This is a genomic window from Bradyrhizobium sp. sBnM-33 (assembly GCF_032917945.1).
Lineage (GTDB): Bacteria > Pseudomonadota > Alphaproteobacteria > Rhizobiales > Xanthobacteraceae > Bradyrhizobium.
The window spans coordinates 1789751-1814981 of record NZ_CP136624.1 but is presented as its reverse complement, the minus strand read 5'-3'; the positions used below and the strand labels follow the sequence as shown (position 1 = coordinate 1814981).

At 65.3% G+C, this 25231-nt stretch carries 1 protein-coding gene (only partly in view); it reads right to left on the bottom strand.

The genetic code is table 11. The annotated features are described in order from the left end of the window. Window positions 1-25231, bottom strand: the 5' portion of a protein-coding gene (locus RX328_RS08400; protein ID WP_317258642.1) for a non-ribosomal peptide synthase/polyketide synthase. The gene continues 6689 nt to the left of window position 1, outside the view; 25231 of the gene's 31920 nt are visible here — the first part of the coding sequence; its start codon is at window positions 25229-25231; its stop codon lies off the left edge, out of view.

Genomic DNA, 25231 nt, shown 5'->3' with positions numbered 1-25231 from the left:
CCCCCAGCATCGTCCGGAAGAACTCTTCGTGCGCTTTGGCTCCAACGCCCAGCTGCGCCTGCGCCACCAGATTGCGGAACGGCTGCGGCGCTGCGAGCTCATGCTCGTGCCCGCCGAGCAGCGCACGAATCTCGGCATGCATCACTTCCGAGGTGGCGTGATCCCCGATCAAATGGTGCTGCAGCTTCAGCAATAGCCAGCGCCCGCTGCCGGGCTCGCGCGCGATCACAAACCTCAACAACGGCGCCCGGCCAAGATCGATGCGGTGCTCGCGCGGATCAAACCGATGCCGGAGCTGCGCGTGGCCAGGACCGCCAGATCCATCCAGCTCAACCTCGGTCACATCCAGTGGCGCTTTCCGCCACACCACCTGCGCCGGGCGCGACAGCCCCTCCCAGACAAACGACGTGCGCAGAATGTCGTGCCGGTCCACCACCCGCTGAACCGCGGCAAGATAGCGGTCCAACACGCCACGCTCGGCAAACGCCATCTGCGACACCAGCAGGTACGGATCGCCTTGGCGGGCCAGCAGATGATGGAACAGGATGCCGTCCTGCAGCGGCGACAAGCCATAAATATCCTGGATGTTGCCGACCCCACCGGGCACCGTGGCGACGATCCGATCGATCTCCGGCTGAGCCAGCTCAATCAGCGGCAGCATCTGCGGCGTAATCGCCCTGCTTCTCTCCGTGATCAGGTTGGCGGGGACCGCCACTTCGTGATGGTTGCCAAGGCTCGCGGCCAGATCGGCCAGCACCGGCTTGGCGAACAAGGTCCGCACCTCGACCCCCAGTGACAGCCGTCGCAGACGCTCCATCAGTTGCACCGCCAACAGCGAGTGGCCGCCCAGCGCGAAGAAGTTGTCGTGGCGACCGACCCGCTCTAAACCCAGAAGCTCTGCCCAGATCGTCGCCAGCGCCGTCTCGATCTCGCCCTGCGGCGCCTCATAGATGCCTCGCGCATACGCCTGATCCGCAGGCCGCGGCAGCGCCTTGCGATCCAGCTTGCCGTTCACCGTCAGCGGCAGCGCCGCGAGCCGCACGAACGCACTCGGCACCATGTAATCCGGCAATCGCGCACTTACATGTGCGCGCAAGGTGGCGGCAAGCTCAGATCCCTCCGCCTCGCCGGCATGCTCGGCCACCGCGACCACATAGGCCACCAGACGCGGCTCGCCACTGCGATCCTCTTGCGCCACCACTACCGCATCGCGCACCCAGGCGTGCTCGGACAGCCGCGCTGCGATCTCGCCCGGCTCGATCCGGAAGCCGCGGATCTTCACCTGATCGTCGTTGCGGCCCAAAAACTCCAGATTGCCGTCCGGCAGGTACCGCGCAAGGTCCCCGGTCCGGTACAGCCGATCGCCGTCCACAAAGGGACTGGCGATGAACCGCTCCGCCGTCAGATCGGGACGGTTCAGATAGCCCCGCGCAACCCCCGCCCCACCGATGTAAAGCTCCCCCACCGCACCAAACGGAACCAGCGCACCATCACCATCCAGAAGATACACCCGCGTGTTCGCAATCGGACGGCCGATCGGGACGTTCGCAGATACAGCTGGCCCTGTCGGAACCTCATAAAAGAGACAGCCGACGATCGTTTCGGTGGGGCCGTATTCATTCACCAGTCTGGCCGTGGGCTGGATCCTGCGCCACAGCTCGATTGTCGAATGCGACAGCGCTTCACCGCCAATGATAAACGAGCCAACTTGGCTGGCGGCCGAGTCCGCCAGCATCTGTTGCCCAAGCACATCCAGATGGCTCGGGGTGATGTTGACGAGCCCACATTGCGAGCTGATCTTTGCTTTTAGCCCCTCGACCTCGTCCCCCTCCCTGACAAGCAGTGCGTGGCCACCACAGATCAGAGGCGCAAACAGGCTATTAACTGTCGCATCGAAGGTCAGAGGCGAGGAGACCAGGGAGGATGATCTGGGCGCGTAAGTATCGCCGGCCCACCACAGATAATTGGTCATCCCCCGATGCTCGACCATGACGCCCTTGGGCGTACCTGTTGAGCCGGAGGTGTAGATCACATAGGCGAGATGGCGTGAGGTCAGGCCCAGCGCGCGCGGGTCCGGATCCGAGGCCGGCAGCTCGGCCCAGGCTGGCGTGGCCGTCTCAAGGTCAACCACCGTCACGTCCACCAGGGCATCGGCGCCCAGCGCGGCGCGGCCGGCCGCATCGGCAAGCACCAGACCCGGTGCCGCATCCTCGAGAACCTGCCGCAGCCGCGCGGACGGATAGGCCGGGTCCAGCGGCAGATACGCGCCACCCGCCTTGAGGATCGCCAAAACCCCCACCACCATCGCCAGACTGCGCTCAAGACAGATCGCAACCGGCTGATCCGGCCTCACCCCGAGCGAGATCAGATGATGCGCCAGCCGGTTCGCCCGCGCATTGAGCTCGCCATAGCTCAGGTGTTCCTCCGCACAGACCACCGCCACCGCATCCGGCGCCTTGCGCACCTCCGCCTCGAACAGCTCATGGATGCACCGCTCCGCTGGATACGAGACCGACGTCCGGTTCAGCTCCTCCAACAGGTAGATGCGCTCATCCGACGACAACAGCTCAATCCGCCCGACCGCTCGATGCGCATCGGCAACCATCGCCCGCAGCAGCACCAGCAGATAGCCCCGCTGCCGCTCGATCGTTGCTTGATCGAACAGCGCCGTGGCATAGCCCAGCGTTCCGGCGATGACCGCGCCGCGCTCCCCAAGGTTCAGCTCCAGATCAAACTTGGCCTGATCGAACCCATCTCCGGCAGTCTCCACACTCAGCTCGGGAAGGTCGAAGGATTGACCGGCGTTGTTCTGCCAGGCCAACCCCACCTGGAACAGCGGGGTGTGATCAAGCGACCGTGGCGGCTGCACGATCTCCACCACCTGCTCAAACGGCAGGTCCTGATGGTCCTGCGCCGCCAACGTCGCGCCCCGCGTCCGCTCCAACAGCTCTGCCACGCTCGGCGCGCCCGACAGGTCGAGGCGAAGCGCCAGGCTGTTGACGAAGAAGCCGATCAACTCTTCGATCTCGCGGCGGCCCCGATTGGCGCTCGGCACCCCGATCACAAGGTCGTCCTGCCCTGACAGACGCGACAGCACCGCGCCCCACGCCGCCAGCACCGTCATGAACAACGTCGTGCCATGCTGCTGGCTCAGCCGCTTCAACTCCCGCGTCAGATCCGCATCGATGACAACAGGCACAGTGGCCCCGGCAAACGACTGCCGGGCCGGCCGCGGCCGGTCCGTCGGCAAGGCCAGACGGGCCGGCGCGCCAGCCAGGGTGTTGCGCCAATACTCCGCCTGCTTCTGCAATCGCTCGCCAGCCAGCCACTGCCGTTGCCAGGCAGCATAGTCCGGATACTGGATCGCAAGCGGCGGCAGCGGATCGTCTTGTCCCGCCAGGAACGCCCGGTACAGCTGACTGAGTTCACGCACCAGCACGCCCAGCGACCAGCCGTCCGAGACAATGTGATGCTGGGTCAGCAGGAAGACGTGCTCGTCATCGGACATCCGGATCAGCCGGCCGCGGATCAGCGGCCCGCGCACCAGATCAAACAGCGTGCGCGCCTCTTCCTGGCACAGCTCCGACAGCGCCGCCTCCGCGTCTGCCCGGCCCCGCAGATCGTGCTCCACAACCGGCAACCCCGCATCCGCCGGCAGAACCTCAACCCAAGGCTCACCCTCCGACGCGACAAAAATGCTCCGCAGCGCCTCATGCCGCGCCACCAACTGGTCAAGGCTGCGCTGCCAGGCGCTGCGCTCGAGCACACCTTTGAGCCGCCACGCCAGCGGAATGTGATAGTTCGTACTGCTCTCGTCGAGCTGCGCCAAAAACCACAGCCTCTGCTGCGCAAACGACAGCACAAATGGCGCATCGCGCGACACAGCCACAATGCCCGGCAGATCTTGTGGACCGGAGCGGCTCAATGTCTCGACAACGCTCCCCGCCAGGTCGGCCAGCACCGGCTTGGCGAACAGCGCCGTAAGCGGCAGCGCTACACCCAGAGCCTGCGACAGCCGGCTCAAGAGCCGTACCGCCAACAGCGAGTGGCCGCCCAGCGCGAAGAAGTTGTCGTGGCGACCGACCCGCTCTAAACCCAGAAGCTCTGCCCAGATCGTCGCCAGCGCCGTCTCGATCTCGCCCTGCGGCGCCTCATAGATGCCTCGCGCATACGCCTGATCCGCAGGCCGCGGCAGCGCCTTGCGATCCAGCTTGCCGTTCACCGTCAGCGGCAGCGCCGCGAGCCGCACGAACGCACTCGGCACCATGTAATCCGGCAATCGCGCACTTACATGTGCGCGCAAGGTGGCGGCAAGCTCAGATCCCTCCGCCTCGCCGGCATGCTCGGCCACCGCGACCACATAGGCCACCAGACGCGGCTCGCCACTGCGATCCTCTTGCGCCACCACTACCGCATCGCGCACCCAGGCGTGCTCGGACAGCCGCGCTGCGATCTCGCCCGGCTCGATCCGGAAGCCGCGGATCTTCACCTGATCGTCGTTGCGGCCCAAAAACTCCAGATTGCCGTCCGGCAGGTACCGCGCAAGGTCCCCGGTCCGGTACAGCCGATCGCCGTCCACAAAGGGACTGGCGATGAACCGCTCCGCCGTCAGATCGGGCCGCTTCAGATAGCCCCGCGCAACCCCCGCCCCACCGATGTAAAGCTCCCCCACCGCACCAAACGGAACCAGCGCACCATCACCATCCAGAAGATACACCCGCGTGTTCGCGATCGGGCGGCCGATCGTCTCGACGATAGTCTCTCCCCTTCGCATGCAGATGCAGGTTGAATACGTCGTGGTTTCGGAAGGAGCGTAGAGATTACAGATCTTCTCGACTCGACTGCTCTCGAAGACCCTCTCTATGAGGCTCGCCGTCAGCCGCTCGCCCGCCAAATTGATGACGCTCGTCGAAGTGGCGACTGCTTTCTTGTCGACCAGAGCGGCGATCGCCGAGGGCACTGTGTTGATCAAGGAGACATCCAAGGACACCTGCGCCAGCGCCAGCGCATTCTCGACAAGATAAAGTGTGCCTCCTTGCGAAAGCGGAACGAAGCACTCATAGACGGACAGATCAAAACTGATCGAGGTAGAAAACAGCGTGCGGCTGATTTCGGTTTCCGCAAACACGTCGCTGCTCCAATGCAGCAGGTTCACGGTGCTCGCATGCTCGACCATGACGCCCTTGGGCGTACCTGTTGAGCCGGAGGTGTAGATCACATAGGCGAGATGGCGTGAGGTCAGGCCCAGCGCGCGCGGGTCCGGATCCAAGGCCGGCAGCTCGGCCCAGGCTGGCGTGGCCGTCTCAAGGTCAACCACCGTCACGTCCACCAGGGCATCGGCGCCCAGCGCGGTACGGCCCGCCGCATCGGCAAGCACCAGACCCGGTGCCGCATCCTCGAGAACCTGCCGCAGCCGCGCGGACGGATAGGCCGGGTCCAGCGGCAGATACGCGCCACCCGCCTTGAGGATCGCCAAAACCCCCACCACCATCGCCAGACTGCGCTCAAGACAGATCGCAACCGGCTGATCCGGCCTCACCCCGAGCGAGATCAGATGATGCGCCAGCCGGTTCGCCCGCGCATTGAGCTCGCCATAGCTCAGGTGTTCCTCCGCACAGACCACCGCCACCGCATCCGGCGCCTTGCGCACCTCCGCCTCGAACAGCTCATGGATGCACCGCTCCGCTGGATACGAGACCGACGTCCGGTTCAGCTCCTCCAACAGGTAGATGCGCTCATCCGACGACAACAGCTCAATCCGCCCGACCGCTCGATGCGCATCGGCAACCATCGCCCGCAGCAGCACCAGCAGATAGCCCCGCTGCCGCTCGATCGTTGCTTGATCGAACAGCGCCGTGGCATAGCCCAGCGTTCCGGCGATGACCGCGCCGCGCTCCCCAAGGTTCAGCTCCAGATCAAACTTGGCCTGATCGAACCCATCTCCGGCAGTCTCCACACTCAGCTCGGGAAGGTCGAAGGATTGACCGGCGTTGTTCTGCCAGGCCAACCCCACCTGGAACAGCGGGGTGTGATCAAGCGACCGTGGCGGCTGCACGATCTCCACCACCTGCTCAAACGGCAGGTCCTGATGGTCCTGCGCCGCCAACGTCGCGCCCCGCGTCCGCTCCAACAGCTCTGCCACGCTCGGCGCGCCCGACAGGTCGAGGCGAAGCGCCAGGCTGTTGACGAAGAAGCCGATCAACTCTTCGATCTCGCGGCGGCCCCGATTGGCGCTCGGCACCCCGATCACAAGGTCGTCCTGCCCTGACAGACGCGACAGCACCGCGCCCCACGCCGCCAGCACCGTCATGAACAACGTCGTGCCATGCTGCTGGCTCAGCCGCTTCAACTCCCGCGTCAGATCCGCATCGATGACAACAGGCACAGTGGCCCCGGCAAACGACTGCCGGGCCGGCCGCGGCCGGTCCGTCGGCAAGGCCAGACGGGCCGGCGCGCCAGCCAGGGTGTTGCGCCAATACTCCGCCTGCTTCTGCAATCGCTCGCCAGCCAGCCACTGCCGTTGCCAGGCAGCATAGTCCGGATACTGGATCGCAAGCGGCGGCAGCGGATCGTCTTGTCCCGCCAGGAACGCCCGGTACAGCTGACTGAGTTCACGCACCAGCACGCCCAGCGACCAGCCGTCCGAGACAATGTGATGCTGGGTCAGCAGGAAGACGTGCTCGTCATCGGACATCCGGATCAGCCGGCCGCGGATCAGCGGCCCGCGCACCAGATCAAACAGCGTGCGCGCCTCTTCCTGGCACAGCTCCGACAGCGCCGCCTCCGCGTCTGCCCGGCCCCGCAGATCGTGCTCCACAACCGGCAACCCCGCATCCGCCGGCAGAACCTCAACCCAAGGCTCACCCTCCGACGCGACAAAAATGCTCCGCAGCGCCTCATGCCGCGCCACCAACTGGTCAAGGCTGCGCTGCCAGGCGCTGCGCTCGAGCACACCTTTGAGCCGCCACGCCAGCGGAATGTGATAGTTCGTACTGCTCTCGTCGAGCTGCGCCAAAAACCACAGCCTCTGCTGCGCAAACGACAGCACAAATGGCGCATCGCGCGACACAGCCACAATGCCCGGCAGATCTTGTGGACCGGAGCGGCTCAATGTCTCGACAACGCTCCCCGCCAGGTCGGCCAGCACCGGCTTGGCGAACAGCGCCGTAAGCGGCAGCGCTACACCCAGAGCCTGCGACAGCCGGCTCAAGAGCCGTACCGCCAACAGCGAGTGGCCGCCCAGCGCGAAGAAGTTGTCGTGGCGACCGACCCGCTCTAAACCCAGAAGCTCTGCCCAGATCGTCGCCAGCGCCGTCTCGATCTCGCCCTGCGGCGCCTCATAGATGCCTCGCGCATACGCCTGATCCGCAGGCCGCGGCAGCGCCTTGCGATCCAGCTTGCCGTTCACCGTCAGCGGCAGCGCCGCGAGCCGCACGAACGCACTCGGCACCATGTAATCCGGCAATCGCGCACTTACATGTGCGCGCAAGGTGGCGGCAAGCTCAGATCCCTCCGCCTCGCCGGCATGCTCGGCCACCGCGACCACATAGGCCACCAGACGCGGCTCGCCACTGCGATCCTCTTGCGCCACCACTACCGCATCGCGCACCCAGGCGTGCTCGGACAGCCGCGCTGCGATCTCGCCCGGCTCGATCCGGAAGCCGCGGATCTTCACCTGATCGTCGTTGCGGCCCAAAAACTCCAGATTGCCGTCCGGCAGGTACCGCGCAAGGTCCCCGGTCCGGTACAGCCGATCGCCGTCCACAAAGGGACTGGCGATGAACCGCTCCGCCGTCAGATCGGGCCGCTTCAGATAGCCCCGCGCAACCCCCGCCCCACCGATGTAAAGCTCCCCCACCGCACCAAACGGAACCAGCGCACCATCACCATCCAGAAGATACACCCGCGTGTTCGCGATCGGGCGGCCGATCGTCTCGACGATAGTCTCTCCCCTTCGCATGCAGATGCAGGTTGAATACGTCGTGGTTTCGGAAGGAGCGTAGAGATTACAGATCTTCTCGACTCGACTGCTCTCGAAGACCCTCTCTATGAGGCTCGCCGTCAGCCGCTCGCCCGCCAAATTGATGACGCTCGTCGAAGTGGCGACTGCTTTCTTGTCGACCAGAGCGGCGATCGCCGAGGGCACTGTGTTGATCAAGGAGACATCCAAGGACACCTGCGCCAGCGCCAGCGCATTCTCGACAAGATAAAGTGTGCCTCCTTGCGAAAGCGGAACGAAGCACTCATAGACGGACAGATCAAAACTGATCGAGGTAGAAAACAGCGTGCGGCTGATTTCGGTTTCCGCAAACACGTCGCTGCTCCAATGCAGCAGGTTCACGGTGCTCGCATGCTCGACCATGACGCCCTTGGGCGTACCTGTTGAGCCGGAGGTGTAGATCACATAGGCGAGATGGCGTGAGGTCAGGCCCAGCGCGCGCGGGTCCGGATCCAAGGCCGGCAGCTCGGCCCAGGCTGGCGTGGCCGTCTCAAGGTCAACCACCGTCACGTCCACCAGGGCATCGGCGCCCAGCGCGGTACGGCCCGCCGCATCGGCAAGCACCAGACCCGGTGCCGCATCCTCGAGAACCTGCCGCAGCCGCGCGGACGGATAGGCCGGGTCCAGCGGCAGATACGCGCCACCCGCCTTGAGGATCGCCAAAACCCCCACCACCATCGCCAGACTGCGCTCAAGACAGATCGCAACCGGCTGATCCGGCCTCACCCCGAGCGAGATCAGATGATGCGCCAGCCGGTTCGCCCGCGCATTGAGCTCGCCATAGCTCAGGTGTTCCTCCGCACAGACCACCGCCACCGCATCCGGCGCCTTGCGCACCTCCGCCTCGAACAGCTCATGGATGCACCGCTCCGCTGGATACGAGACCGACGTCCGGTTCAGCTCCTCCAACAGGTAGATGCGCTCATCCGACGACAACAGCTCAATCCGCCCGACCGCTCGATGCGCATCGGCAACCATCGCCCGCAGCAGCACCAGCAGATAGCCCCGCTGCCGCTCGATCGTTGCTTGATCGAACAGCGCCGTGGCATAGCCCAGCGTTCCGGCGATGACCGCGCCGCGCTCCCCAAGGTTCAGCTCCAGATCAAACTTGGCCTGATCGAACCCATCTCCGGCAGTCTCCACACTCAGCTCGGGAAGGTCGAAGGATTGACCGGCGTTGTTCTGCCAGGCCAACCCCACCTGGAACAGCGGGGTGTGATCAAGCGACCGTGGCGGCTGCACGATCTCCACCACCTGCTCAAACGGCAGGTCCTGATGGTCCTGCGCCGCCAACGTCGCGCCCCGCGTCCGCTCCAACAGCTCTGCCACGCTCGGCGCGCCCGACAGGTCGAGGCGAAGCGCCAGGCTGTTGACGAAGAAGCCGATCAACTCTTCGATCTCGCGGCGGCCCCGATTGGCGCTCGGCACCCCGATCACAAGGTCGTCCTGCCCTGACAGACGCGACAGCACCGCGCCCCACGCCGCCAGCACCGTCATGAACAACGTCGTGCCATGCTGCTGGCTCAGCCGCTTCAACTCCCGCGTCAGATCCGCATCGATGACAACAGGCACAGTGGCCCCGGCAAACGACTGCCGGGCCGGCCGCGGCCGGTCCGTCGGCAAGGCCAGACGGGCCGGCGCGCCAGCCAGGGTGTTGCGCCAATACTCCGCCTGCTTCTGCAATCGCTCGCCAGCCAGCCACTGCCGTTGCCAGGCAGCATAGTCCGGATACTGGATCGCAAGCGGCGGCAGCGGATCGTCTTGTCCCGCCAGGAACGCCCGGTACAGCTGACTGAGTTCACGCACCAGCACGCCCAGCGACCAGCCGTCCGAGACAATGTGATGCTGGGTCAGCAGGAAGACGTGCTCGTCATCGGACATCCGGATCAGCCGGCCGCGGATCAGCGGCCCGCGCACCAGATCAAACAGCGTGCGCGCCTCTTCCTGGCACAGCTCCGACAGCGCCGCCTCCGCGTCTGCCCGGCCCCGCAGATCGTGCTCCACAACCGGCAACCCCGCATCCGCCGGCAGAACCTCAACCCAAGGCTCACCCTCCGACGCGACAAAAATGCTCCGCAGCGCCTCATGCCGCGCCACCAACTGGTCAAGGCTGCGCTGCCAGGCGCTGCGCTCGAGCACACCTTTGAGCCGCCACGCCAGCGGAATGTGATAGTTCGTACTGCTCTCGTCGAGCTGCGCCAAAAACCACAGCCTCTGCTGCGCAAACGACAGCACAAATGGCGCATCGCGCGACACAGCCACAATGCCCGGCAGATCTTGTGGACCGGAGCGGCTCAATGTCTCGACAACGCTCCCCGCCAGGTCGGCCAGCACCGGCTTGGCGAACAGCGCCGTAAGCGGCAGCGCTACACCCAGAGCCTGCGACAGCCGGCTCAAGAGCCGTACCGCCAACAGCGAGTGGCCGCCCAGCGCGAAGAAGTTGTCGTGGCGACCGACCCGCTCTAAACCCAGAAGCTCTGCCCAGATCGTCGCCAGCGCCGTCTCGATCTCGCCCTGCGGCGCCTCATAGATGCCTCGCGCATACGCCTGATCCGCAGGCCGCGGCAGCGCCTTGCGATCCAGCTTGCCGTTCACCGTCAGCGGCAGCGCCGCGAGCCGCACGAACGCACTCGGCACCATGTAATCCGGCAATCGCGCACTTACATGTGCGCGCAAGGTGGCGGCAAGCTCAGATCCCTCCGCCTCGCCGGCATGCTCGGCCACCGCGACCACATAGGCCACCAGACGCGGCTCGCCACTGCGATCCTCTTGCGCCACCACTACCGCATCGCGCACCCAGGCGTGCTCGGACAGCCGCGCTGCGATCTCGCCCGGCTCGATCCGGAAGCCGCGGATCTTCACCTGATCGTCGTTGCGGCCCAAAAACTCCAGATTGCCGTCCGGCAGGTACCGCGCAAGGTCCCCGGTCCGGTACAGCCGATCGCCGTCCACAAAGGGACTGGCGATGAACCGCTCCGCCGTCAGATCGGGCCGCTTCAGATAGCCCCGCGCAACCCCCACCCCGCCGATGTAAAGCTCCCCCACCGCACCAAACGGAACGGGCGCACCAAACCGATCCAACACGTACAACCGAAGATCGGGGATGCGCCTTCCAATCGGACTGCCCGAGTTGGAAGTGTCAGACTGATCAAGCGGCCGATAGGTGACATGCACGGTCGTTTCCGTGATGCCGTACATGTTAACCAGTTGGGGCGCGCAATCGGAATGCCTTGCATACCACGGCTTCAGAATCGCTGGCTCCAGAGCCTCTCCACCAAAAATCACATATCGAAGGCGGCTTCGAAGCCTGGACTGACACTCCACATCAATGAGAGCTTTAAAAGCCGAGGGGGTCTGGTTCAGAACTGTGACGCCGGACTTGCAGATGAGATCATGAAAGTCAGAAGCAGAGCGAGCCGTATGGCTCGGCACGAGAACCAAACACCCGCCATAGCGCAGTGCGCCCCACAACTCCCAAACTGAGAAGTCGAACGAGAAGGAATGGAACAGACACCATACGTCGCGTTCGGTGAAGCCATACAAGCTCTCGGTCGTCTCGAACAAACGCGCAATCTGGGCATGCTCGACCATGACGCCCTTGGGCGTACCTGTTGAGCCGGAGGTGTAGATCACATAGGCGAGATGGCGTGAGGTCAGGCCCAGCGCGCGCGGGTCCGGATCCGAGGCCGGCAGCTCGGCCCAGGCTGGCGTGGCCGTCTCAAGGTCAACCACCGTCACGTCCACCAGGGCATCGGCGCCCAGCGCGGTACGGCCCGCCGCATCGGCAAGCACCAGACCCGGTGCCGCATCCTCGAGAACCTGCCGCAGCCGCGCGGACGGATAGGCCGGGTCCAGCGGCAGATACGCGCCACCCGCCTTGAGGATCGCCAAAACCCCCACCACCATCGCCAGACTGCGCTCAAGACAGATCGCAACCGGCTGATCCGGCCTCACCCCGAGCGAGATCAGATGATGCGCCAGCCGGTTCGCCCGCGCATTGAGCTCGCCATAGCTCAGGTGTTCCTCCGCACAGACCACCGCCACCGCATCCGGCGCCTTGCGCACCTCCGCCTCGAACAGCTCATGGATGCACCGCTCCGCTGGATACGAGACCGACGTCCGGTTCAGCTCCTCCAACAGGTAGATGCGCTCATCCGACGACAACAGCTCAATCCGCCCGACCGCTCGATGCGCATCGGCAACCATCGCCCGCAGCAGCACCAGCAGATAGCCCCGCTGCCGCTCGATCGTTGCTTGATCGAACAGCGCCGTGGCATAGCCCAGCGTTCCGGCGATGACCGCGCCGCGCTCCCCAAGGTTCAGCTCCAGATCAAACTTGGCCTGATCGAACCCATCTCCGGCAGTCTCCACACTCAGCTCGGGAAGGTCGAAGGATTGACCGGCGTTGTTCTGCCAGGCCAACCCCACCTGGAACAGCGGGGTGTGATCAAGCGACCGTGGCGGCTGCACGATCTCCACCACCTGCTCAAACGGCAGGTCCTGATGGTCCTGCGCCGCCAACGTCGCGCCCCGCGTCCGCTCCAACAGCTCTGCCACGCTCGGCGCGCCCGACAGGTCGAGGCGAAGCGCCAGGCTGTTGACGAAGAAGCCGATCAACTCTTCGATCTCGCGGCGGCCCCGATTGGCGCTCGGCACCCCGATCACAAGGTCGTCCTGCCCTGACAGACGCGACAGCACCGCGCCCCACGCCGCCAGCACCGTCATGAACAACGTCGTGCCATGCTGCTGGCTCAGCCGCTTCAACTCCCGCGTCAGATCCGCATCGATGACAACAGGCACAGTGGCCCCGGCAAACGACTGCCGGGCCGGCCGCGGCCGGTCCGTCGGCAAGGCCAGACGGGCCGGCGCGCCAGCCAGGGTGTTGCGCCAATACTCCGCCTGCTTCTGCAATCGCTCGCCAGCCAGCCACTGCCGTTGCCAGGCAGCATAGTCCGGATACTGGATCGCAAGCGGCGGCAGCGGATCGTCTTGTCCCGCCAGGAACGCCCGGTACAGCTGACTGAGTTCACGCACCAGCACGCCCAGCGACCAGCCGTCCGAGACAATGTGATGCTGGGTCAGCAGGAAGACGTGCTCGTCATCGGACATCCGGATCAGCCGGCCGCGGATCAGCGGCCCGCGCACCAGATCAAACAGCGTGCGCGCCTCTTCCTGGCACAGCTCCGACAGCGCCGCCTCCGCGTCTGCCCGGCCCCGCAGATCGTGCTCCACAACCGGCAACCCCGCATCCGCCGGCAGAACCTCAACCCAAGGCTCACCCTCCGACGCGACAAAAATGCTCCGCAGCGCCTCATGCCGCGCCACCAACTGGTCAAGGCTGCGCTGCCAGGCGCTGCGCTCGAGCACACCTTTGAGCCGCCACGCCAGCGGAATGTGATAGTTCGTACTGCTCTCGTCGAGCTGCGCCAAAAACCACAGCCTCTGCTGCGCAAACGACAGCACAAATGGCGCATCGCGCGACACAGCCACAATGCCCGGCAGATCTTGTGGACCGGAGCGGCTCAATGTCTCGACAACGCTCCCCGCCAGGTCGGCCAGCACCGGCTTGGCGAACAGCGCCGTAAGCGGCAGCGCTACACCCAGAGCCTGCGACAGCCGGCTCAAGAGCCGTACCGCCAACAGCGAGTGGCCGCCCAGCGCGAAGAAGTTGTCGTGGCGACCGACCCGCTCTAAACCCAGAAGCTCTGCCCAGATCGTCGCCAGCGCCGTCTCGATCTCGCCCTGCGGCGCCTCATAGATGCCTCGCGCATACGCCTGATCCGCAGGCCGCGGCAGCGCCTTGCGATCCAGCTTGCCGTTCACCGTCAGCGGCAGCGCCGCGAGCCGCACGAACGCACTCGGCACCATGTAATCCGGCAATCGCGCACTTACATGTGCGCGCAAGGTGGCGGCAAGCTCAGATCCCTCCGCCTCGCCGGCATGCTCGGCCACCGCGACCACATAGGCCACCAGACGCGGCTCGCCACTGCGATCCTCTTGCGCCACCACTACCGCATCGCGCACCCAGGCGTGCTCGGACAGCCGCGCTGCGATCTCGCCCGGCTCGATCCGGAAGCCGCGGATCTTCACCTGATCGTCGTTGCGGCCCAAAAACTCCAGATTGCCGTCCGGCAGGTACCGCGCAAGGTCCCCGGTCCGGTACAGCCGATCGCCGTCCACAAAGGGACTGGCGATGAACCGCTCCGCCGTCAGATCGGGCCGCTTCAGATAGCCCCGCGCAACCCCCGCCCCACCGATGTAAAGCTCCCCCACCGCACCAAACGGAACCAGCGCACCATCACCATCCAGAAGATACACCCGCGTGTTCGCGATCGGGCGGCCGATCGTCTCGACGATAGTCTCTCCCCTTCGCATGCAGATGCAGGTTGAATACGTCGTGGTTTCGGAAGGAGCGTAGAGATTACAGATCTTCTCGACTCGACTGCTCTCGAAGACCCTCTCTATGAGGCTCGCCGTCAGCCGCTCGCCCGCCAAATTGATGACGCTCGTCGAAGTGGCGACTGCTTTCTTGTCGACCAGAGCGGCGATCGCCGAGGGCACTGTGTTGATCAAGGAGACATCCAAGGACACCTGCGCCAGCGCCAGCGCATTCTCGACAAGATAAAGTGTGCCTCCTTGCGAAAGCGGAACGAAGCACTCATAGACGGACAGATCAAAACTGATCGAGGTAGAAAACAGCGTGCGGCTGATTTCGGTTTCCGCAAACACGTCGCTGCTCCAATGCAGCAGGTTCACGGTGCTCGCATGCTCGACCATGACGCCCTTGGGCGTACCTGTTGAGCCGGAGGTGTAGATCACATAGGCGAGATGGCGTGAGGTCAGGCCCAGCGCGCGCGGGTCCGGATCCAAGGCCGGCAGCTCGGCCCAGGCTGGCGTGGCCGTCTCAAGGTCAACCACCGTCACGTCCACCAGGGCATCGGCGCCCAGCGCGGTACGGCCCGCCGCATCGGCAAGCACCAGACCCGGTGCCGCATCCTCGAGAACCTGCCGCAGCCGCGCGGACGGATAGGCCGGGTCCAGCGGCAGATACGCGCCACCCGCCTTGAGGATCGCCAAAACCCCCACCACCATCGCCAGACTGCGCTCAAGACAGATCGCAACCGGCTGATCCGGCCTCACCCCGAGCGAGATCAGATGATGCGCCAGCCGGTTCGCCCGCGCATTGAGCTCGCCATAGCTCAGGTGTTCCTCCGCACAGACCACCGCCACCGCATCCGGCGCCTTGCGCACCTCCGCCTCGAACAGCTCATGGATGCACCGCTCCGCTGGATACGAGACCGACGTCCGGTTCAGCTCCTCCAACAGGTAGATGCGCTCATCACGTGGTAGGATGTCCAGGTCGCACACCGGCGTGTTCGGCGCGTGCTCCAGCGCATCAGCCAGTTGCTCGAGCGCGCGCTGCATGTAGCCGCAGACCCGATCCGCAGAGACCGGCTCCGCCGCTTCCGCGGTCAGCCCGAGCGCCTTGCCAAAATCCTCCACCGACAAGGTCAACGGATAGTTGGTGCGCTCCTCCCCGCCCAGCCGTTCCACGCCAGACAGCACATCATCCGATCCGAAGGACATCGCCGGGGTGTTGTGGCGGTAGTTCAACAACGAACTGAACAGCGGCGCCGGCGATGCAACGCCGCCGCAGCGTTGCGCCAGCGCCAGCGAGGCATGTTCATGCGCCAGCAACTCGGCCAGCCGGGCGTGGGTGGTCCGCACGCTCGCCTCGACCCCGGTGCCGTCCAGATCAAGCCGCAGCGGCAGGGTGTTGATGAACAGGCCCATGGTGTGGTCGGCGCCGGCACCGCCATGCATGCGGCCGAACAGCACCGTGCCGAACACCACCTGCTCTCGTCCGCTGCTCCGCGCCACCACCTGTCCCCACGCCAGATGGCACAGGCTCGCCAGGCTCACCCCAAGCCGCCGCGCCTGGCTGCGCAGCCGTTCGTGCAGTTGCTGCGGCAGCATTCGCCGCGCCTCATGGGACCTGCTGCCGTCGCCGCGGACCTCACTCAGCCCAAACGGCGTGGTCGGCTCATCGATGTCCCCCAGCATCGTCCGGAAGAACTCTTCGTGCGCTTTGGCTCCAACGCCCAGCTGCGCCTGCGCCACCAGATTGCGGAACGGCTGCGGCGCTGCGAGCTCATGCTCGTGCCCGCCGAGCAGCGCACGAATCTCGGCATGCATCACTTCCGAGGTGGCGTGATCCCCGATCAAATGGTGCTGCAGCTTCAGCAATAGCCAGCGCCCGCTGCCGGGCTCGCGCGCGATCACAAACCTCAACAACGGCGCCCGGCCAAGATCGATGCGGTGCTCGCGCGGATCAAACCGATGCCGGAGCTGCGCGTGGCCAGGACCGCCAGATCCATCCAGCTCAACCTCGGTCACATCCAGTGGCGCTTTCCGCCACACCACCTGCGCCGGGCGCGACAGCCCCTCCCAGACAAACGACGTGCGCAGAATGTCGTGCCGGTCCACCACCCGCTGAACCGCGGCAAGATAGCGGTCCAACACGCCACGCTCGGCAAACGCCATCTGCGACACCAGCAGGTACGGATCGCCTTGGCGGGCCAGCAGATGATGGAACAGGATGCCGTCCTGCAGCGGCGACAAGCCATAAATATCCTGGATGTTGCCGACCCCACCGGGCACCGTGGCGACGATCCGATCGATCTCCGGCTGAGCCAGCTCAATCAGCGGCAGCATCTGCGGCGTAATCGCCCTGCTTCTCTCCGTGATCAGGTTGGCGGGGACCGCCACTTCGTGATGGTTGCCAAGGCTCGCGGCCAGATCGGCCAGCACCGGCTTGGCGAACAAGGTCCGCACCTCGACCCCCAGTGACAGCCGTCGCAGACGCTCCATCAGTTGCACCGCCAACAGCGAGTGGCCGCCCAGCGCGAAGAAGTTGTCGTGGCGACCGACCCGCTCTAAACCCAGAAGCTCTGCCCAGATCGTCGCCAGCGCCGTCTCGATCTCGCCCTGCGGCGCCTCATAGATGCCTCGCGCATACGCCTGATCCGCAGGCCGCGGCAGCGCCTTGCGATCCAGCTTGCCGTTCACCGTCAGCGGCAGCGCCGCGAGCCGCACGAACGCACTCGGCACCATGTAATCCGGCAATCGCGCACTTACATGTGCGCGCAAGGTGGCGGCAAGCTCAGATCCCTCCGCCTCGCCGGCATGCTCGGCCACCGCGACCACATAGGCCACCAGACGCGGCTCGCCACTGCGATCCTCTTGCGCCACCACTACCGCATCGCGCACCCAGGCGTGCTCGGACAGCCGCGCTGCGATCTCGCCCGGCTCGATCCGGAAGCCGCGGATCTTCACCTGATCGTCGTTGCGGCCCAAAAACTCCAGATTGCCGTCCGGCAGGTACCGCGCAAGGTCCCCGGTCCGGTACAGCCGATCGCCGTCCACAAAGGGACTGGCGATGAACCGCTCCGCCGTCAGATCGGGACGGTTCAGATAGCCCCGCGCAACCCCCGCCCCGCCGATGTAAAGCTCCCCCACCGCACCAAACGGAACCAGCGCACCATGACCATCCAGAAGATACACCCGCGCGTTCGCAATCGGACGCCCGATCGGGACGTTCGCAGATACAGCTGGCCCTGTCGGAACCTCATAAAAGAGACAGCCGACGATCGTTTCGGTGGGGCCGTATTCATTCACCAGTCTGGCCGTGGGCTGGATCCTGCGCCACAGCTCGATTGTCGAATGCGACAGCGCTTCACCGCCGATGATAAACAGTCCAACCTGGCTGGCGGCCGAGTCCGCCAGCATCTGTTGCCCAAGCACATCCAGATGGCTGGGGGTGATATCAATGATCCCGCAGCCCGAGCTGATCTTTTCCTTTACCCCCTCGACCTCGTCTCCCTCCCTGACAAGCTGTGCGTGGCCACCACAGAGCAAAGGCGCAAGCAGGCTCGTGATTATGGCATCGAAGGCCAGGGAAGAGGAGACCAGGGAGGATGACCTGGGCGCATAAGCTTCGCAGGCCCAGGACAGATAATTGGCCACTCCCCGATGCTCGACCATGACGCCCTTTGGGGTTCCGGTTGAGCCTGAGGTGTAGATCACATAGGCGAGATGGCGTGAGGTCAGGCCCAGCGCGCGCGGGTCCGGATCCGAGGCCGGCAGCTCGGCCCAGGCCGGGGTGGCTGTCGTAAGATCGACCACGCTCACATCGGCCAGCGCCTCGGTGCCGAGCGCGGCGCGGCCGGCCGCATCGGCAAGCACCAGACCCGGTGCCGCATCCTCGAGAACCTGCCGCAGCCGCGCGGACGGATAGGCCGGGTCCAGCGGCAGATAGGCGCCACCCGCCTTGAGGATCGCCAAAACCCCCACCACCATCGCCAGACTGCGCTCCAGACAGATCGCCACCGGCTGATCCGGCCTCACCCCGAGCGAGATCAGATGATGCGCCAGCCGGTTCGCCCGCGCATTGAGCTCGCCATAGCTCAGGTGTTCCTCCGCACAGACCACCGCCACCGCATCCGGCGCCTTGCGCACCTCCGCCTCGAACAGCTCATGGATGCACCGCTCCGCTGGATACGAGACCGACGTCCGGTTCAGCTCCTCCAACAGGTAGATGCGCTCATCACGTGGTAGGATGTCCAGGTCGCACACCGGCGTGTTCGGCGCGTGCTCCAGCGCATCAGCCAGTTGCTCGAGCGCGCGCTGCATGTAGCCGCAGACCCGATCCGCAGAGACCGGCTCCGCCGCTTCCGCGGTCAGCCCGAGCGCCTTGCCAAAATCCTCCACCGACAAGGTCAACGGATAGTTGGTGCGCTCCTCCCCGCCCAGCCGTTCCACGCCAGACAGCACATCATCCGATCCGAAGGACATCGCCGGGGTGTTGTGGCGGTAGTTCAACAACGAACTGAACAGCGGCGCCGGCGATGCAACGCCGCCGCAGCGTTGCGCCAGCGCCAGCGAGGCATGTTCATGCGCCAGCAACTCGGCCAGCCGGGCGTGGGTGGTCCGCACGCTCGCCTCGACCCCGGTGCCGTCCAGATCAAGCCGCAGCGGCAGGGTGTTGATGAACAGGCCCATGGTGTGGTCGGCGCCGGCACCGCCATGCATGCGGCCGAACAGCACCGTGCCGAACACCACCTGCTCTCGTCCGCTGCTCCGCGCCACCACCTGTCCCCACGCCAGATGGCACAGGCTCGCCAGGCTCACCCCAAGCCGCCGCGCCTGGCTGCGCAGCCGTTCGTGCAGTTGCTGCGGCAGCATTCGCCGCGCCTCATGGGACCTGCTGCCGTCGCCGCGGACCTCACTCAGCCCAAACGGCGTGGTCGGCTCATCGATGTCCCCCAGCATCGTCCGGAAGAACTCTTCGTGCGCTTTGGCTCCAACGCCCAGCTGCGCCTGCGCCACCAGATTGCGGAACGGCTGCGGCGCTGCGAGCTCATGCTCGTGCCCGCCGAGCAGCGCACGAATCTCGGCATGCATCACTTCCGAGGTGGCGTGATCCCCGATCAAATGGTGCTGCAGCTTCAGCAATAGCCAGCGCCCGCTGCCGGGCTCGCGCGCGATCACAAACCTCAACAACGGCGCCCGGCCAAGGTCGATGCGGTGCTCGCGCGGATCAAACCGATGCCGGAGCTGCGCGTGGCCAGGACCGCCAGATCCATCCAGCTCAACCTCGGTCACATCCAGTGGCGCTTTCCGCCACACCACCTGCGCCGGGCGCGACAGCCCCTCCCAGACAAACGACGTGCGCAGAATGTCGTGCCGGTCCACCACCCGCTGAACCGCGGCAAGATAGCGGTCCAACACGCCACGCTCGGCAAACGCCATCTGCGACACCAGCAGGTACGGATCGCCTTGGCGGGCCAGCAGATGATGGAACAGGATGCCGTCCTGCAGCGGCGACAAGCCATAAATATCCTGGATGTTGCCGACCCCACCGGGCACCGTGGCGACGATCCGATCGATCTCCGGCTGAGCCAGCTCAATCAGCGGCAGCATCTGCGGCGTAATCGCCCTGCTTCTCTCCGTGATCAGGTTGGCGGGGACCGCCACTTCGTGATGGTTGCCAAGGCTCGCGGCCAGATCGGCCAGCACCGGCTTGGCGAACAAGGTCCGCACCTCGACCCCCAGTGACAGCCGTCGCAGACGCTCCATCAGTTGCACCGCCAACAGCGAGTGGCCGCCCAGCGCGAAGAAGTTGTCGTGGCGACCGACCCGCTCTAAACCCAGAAGCTCTGCCCAGATCGTCGCCAGCGCCGTCTCGATCTCGCCCTGCGGCGCCTCATAGATGCCTCGCGCATACGCCTGATCCGCAGGCCGCGGCAGCGCCTTGCGATCCAGCTTGCCGTTCACCGTCAGCGGCAGCGCCGCGAGCCGCACGAACGCACTCGGCACCATGTAATCCGGCAATCGCGCACTTACATGTGCGCGCAAGGTGGCGGCAAGCTCAGATCCCTCCGCCTCGCCGGCATGCTCGGCCACCGCGACCACATAGGCCACCAGACGCGGCTCGCCACTGCGATCCTCTTGCGCCACCACTACCGCATCGCGCACCCAGGCGTGCTCGGACAGCCGCGCTGCGATCTCGCCCGGCTCGATCCGGAAGCCGCGGATCTTCACCTGATCGTCGTTGCGGCCCAAAAACTCCAGATTGCCGTCCGGCAGGTACCGCGCAAGGTCCCCGGTCCGGTACAGCCGATCGCCGTCCACAAAGGGACTGGCGATGAACCGCTCCGCCGTCAGATCGGGACGGTTCAGATAGCCCCGCGCAACCCCCGCCCCGCCGATGTAAAGCTCCCCCACCGCACCAAACGGAACGGGCGCACCATGACCATCCAGAAGATACACCCGCGCGTTCGCAATCGGACGCCCGATCGGGACGTTCGCAGATACAGCTGGCCCTGTCGGAACCTCATAAAAGAGACAGCCGACGATCGTTTCGGTGGGGCCGTATTCATTCACCAGTCTGGCCGTGGGCTGGATCCTGCGCCACAGCTCGATTGTCGAATGCGACAGCGCTTCACCGCCGATGATAAACAGTCCAACTTGGCTGGCGGCCGAGTCCGCCAGCATCTGTTGCCCAAGCACATCCAGATGGCTGGGGGTGATATCAATGATCCCGCAGCCCGAGCTGATCTTTTCCTTTACCCCCTCGACCTCGTCTCCCTCCCTGACAAGCTGTGCGTGGCCACCACAGAGCAAAGGCGCAAGCAGGCTCGTGATTATGGCATCGAAGGCCAGGGAAGAGGAGACCAGGGAGGATGACCTGGGCGCATAAGCTTCGCAAGCCCAGGACAGATAATTGGCCACTCCCCGATGCTCGACCATGACGCCCTTTGGGGTTCCGGTTGAGCCTGAGGTGTAGATCACATAGGCGAGATGGCGTGAGGTCAGGCCCAGCGCGCGCGGGTCCGGATCCGAGGCCGGCAGCTCGGCCCAGGCTGGCGTGGCCGTCTCAAGGTCAACCACCGTCACGTCCACCAGGGCATCGGCGCCCAGCGCGGTACGGCCCGCCGCATCGGCAAGCACCAGACCCGGTGCCGCATCCTCGAGAACCTGCCGCAGCCGCGCGGACGGATAGGCCGGGTCCAGCGGCAGATACGCGCCACCCGCCTTGAGGATCGCCAAAACCCCCACCACCATCACCAGACTGCGCTCAAGACAGATCGCAACCGGCTGATCCGGCCTCACCCCGAGCGAGATCAGATGATGCGCCAGCCGGTTCGCCCGCGCATTGAGCTCGCCATAGCTCAGGTGTTCCTCCGCACAGACCACCGCCACCGCATCCGGCGCCTTGCGCACCTCCGCCTCGAACAGCTCATGGATGCACCGCTCCGCTGGATACGAGACCGACGTCCGGTTCAGCTCCTCCAACAGGTAGATGCGCTCATCACGTGGTAGGATGTCCAGGTCGCACACCGGCGTGTTCGGCGCGTGCTCCAGCGCATCAGCCAGTTGCTCGAGCGCGCGCTGCATGTAGCCGCAGACCCGATCCGCAGAGACCGGCTCCGCCGCTTCCGCGGTCAGCCCGAGCGCCTTGCCAAAATCCTCCACCGACAAGGTCAACGGATAGTTGGTGCGCTCCTCCCCGCCCAGCCGTTCCACGCCAGACAGCACATCATCCGATCCGAAGGACATCGCCGGGGTGTTGTGGCGGTAGTTCAACAACGAACTGAACAGCGGCGCCGGCGATGCAACGCCGCCGCAGCGTTGCGCCAGCGCCAGCGAGGCATGTTCATGCGCCAGCAACTCGGCCAGCCGGGCGTGGGTGGTCCGCACGCTCGCCTCGACCCCGGTGCCGTCCAGATCAAGCCGCAGCGGCAGGGTGTTCATGAACAGGCCCATGGTGTGGTCGGCGCCGGCACCGCCATGCATGCGGCCGAACAGCACCGTGCCGAACACCACCTGCTCTCGTCCGCTGCTCCGCGCCACCACCTGTCCCCACGCCAGATGGCACAGGCTCGCCAGGCTCACCCCAAGCCGCCGCGCCTGGCTGCGCAGCCGTTCGTGCAGTTGCTGCGGCAGCATTCGCCGCGCCTCATGGGACCTGCTGCCGTCGCCGCGGACCTCACTCAGCCCAAACGGCGTGGTCGGCTCATCGATGTCCCCCAGCATCGTCCGGAAGAACTCTTCGTGCGCTTTGGCTCCAACGCCCAGCTGCGCCTGCGCCACCAGATTGCGGAACGGCTGCGGCGCTGCGAGCTCATGCTCGTGCCCGCCGAGCAGCGCACGAATCTCGGCATGCATCACTTCCGAGGTGGCGTGATCCCCGATCAAATGGTGCTGCAGCTTCAGCAATAGCCAGCGCCCGCTGCCGGGCTCGCGCGCGATCACAAACCTCAACAACGGCGCCCGGCCAAGATCGATGCGGTGCTCGCGCGGATCAAACCGATGCCGGAGCTGCGCGTGGCCAGGACCGCCAGATCCATCCAGCTCAACCTCGGTCACATCCAGTGGCGCTTTCCGCCACACCACCTGCGCCGGGCGCGACAGCCCCTCCCAGACAAACGACGTGCGCAGAATGTCGTGCCGGTCCACCACCCGCTGAACCGCGGCAAGATAGCGGTCCAACACGCCACGCTCGGCAAACGCCATCTGCGACACCAGCAGGTACGGATCGCCTTGGCGGGCCAGCAGATGATGGAACAGGATGCCGTCCTGCAGCGGCGACAAGCCATAAATATCCTGGATGTTGCCGACCCCACCGGGCACCGTGGCGACGATCCGATCGATCTCCGGCTGAGCCAGCTCAATCAGCGGCAGCATCTGCGGCGTAATCGCCCTGCTTCTCTCCGTGATCAGGTTGGCGGGGACCGCCACTTCGTGATGGTTGCCAAGGCTCGCGGCCAGATCGGCCAGCACCGGCTTGGCGAACAAGGTCCGCACCTCGACCCCCAGTGACAGCCGTCGCAGACGCTCCATCAGTTGCACCGCCAACAGCGAGTGGCCGCCCAGCGCGAAGAAGTTGTCGTGGCGACCGACCCGCTCTAAACCCAGAAGCTCTGCCCAGATCGTCGCCAGCGCCGTCTCGATCTCGCCCTGCGGCGCCTCATAGATGCCTCGCGCATACGCCTGATCCGCAGGCCGCGGCAGCGCCTTGCGATCCAGCTTGCCGTTCACCGTCAGCGGCAGCGCCGCGAGCCGCACGAACGCACTCGGCACCATGTAATCCGGCAATCGCGCACTTACATGTGCGCGCAAGGTGGCGGCAAGCTCAGATCCCTCCGCCTCGCCGGCATGCTCGGCCACCGCGACCACATAGGCCACCAGACGCGGCTCGCCACTGCGATCCTCTTGCGCCACCACTACCGCATCGCGCACCCAGGCGTGCTCGGACAGCCGCGCTGCGATCTCGCCCGGCTCGATCCGGAAGCCGCGGATCTTCACCTGATCGTCGTTGCGGCCCAAAAACTCCAGATTGCCGTCCGGCAGGTACCGCGCAAGGTCCCCGGTCCGGTACAGCCGATCGCCGTCCACAAAGGGACTGGCGATGAACCGCTCCGCCGTCAGATCGGGACGGTTCAGATAGCCCCGCGCAACCCCCGCCCCACCGATGTAAAGCTCCCCCACCGCACCAAACGGAACCAGCGCACCATCACCGTCAAGCAGATAGATCCGCGTGTTCGCGATCGGACGGCCAATCGGGATCGAGCTTAGCCCCTCGACAGCGTGAGATATTTCGAATGTGGCACTCCCAATCGTTGCTTCTGTCGGACCATAATGATTGATCAGACGCACGTTCGGAAAACGCTCTTGCCAGAACTGTATATCTGCCGGGATTAACGCCTCGCCGCCGACCATCAGAGCTCTTGTCGGAGCTGGTCCCTTATAGGCATCAAGCCGCTTGTTCAGCATGCTCAGATGCGAAGGAGTCAGCTTAATCAGATCATAGGTCTGCCCCTGCTCTACAGCAGCAACCGAACCGATTTGGGCAATCGGCTTTAGAAGACGGAGTTTGGCACCGGCCAACAGAGGTCCGAACAAGGTTGTAACGATGCCGTCGAAGCTCAACGGATGCAGTATGGGCGAGCCGTTCAAAGCTCGTTTGTAATAGCTGCGACCTGACCATTGCAAATAGTTCACCAAATTACCATGCTCGACCATGACGCCCTTGGGCGTACCTGTTGAGCCGGAGGTGTAGATCACATAGGCGAGATGGCGTGAGGTCAGGCCCAGCGCCCGCGGGTCCGGATCCGAGGCCGGCAGGTTTGCCCACGCCGGCGTCGCCGTCTCCAGGTCGACCACCGTCAGATCGAGCAGCCCATCGGCAAGCGCGGCGCGGCCCGCCGCATCGGCAAGCACCAGACCCGGTGCCGCATCCTCGAGAACCTGCCGCAGCCGCGCGGACGGATAGGCCGGGTCCAGCGGCAGATACGCGCCACCCGCCTTGAGGATCGCCAAAACCCCCACCACCATCGCCAGACTGCGCTCAAGACAGATCGCAACCGGCTGATCCGGCCTCACCCCGAGCGAGATCAGATGATGCGCCAGCCGGTTCGCCCGCGCATTGAGCTCGCCATAGCTCAGGTGTTCCTCCGCACAGACCACCGCCACCGCATCCGGCGCCTTGCGCACCTCCGCCTCGAACAGCTCATGGATGCACCGCTCCGCTGAGTACGAGACCGACGTCCGGTTCAGCTCCTCCAACAGGTAGGTGCGCTCATCCGACGACAACAGCTCAATCCGCCCAACCGCTCGATGCGCATCAGTCATCACAGCACACAACAAATTCTGCAAATGCTGCGTCAT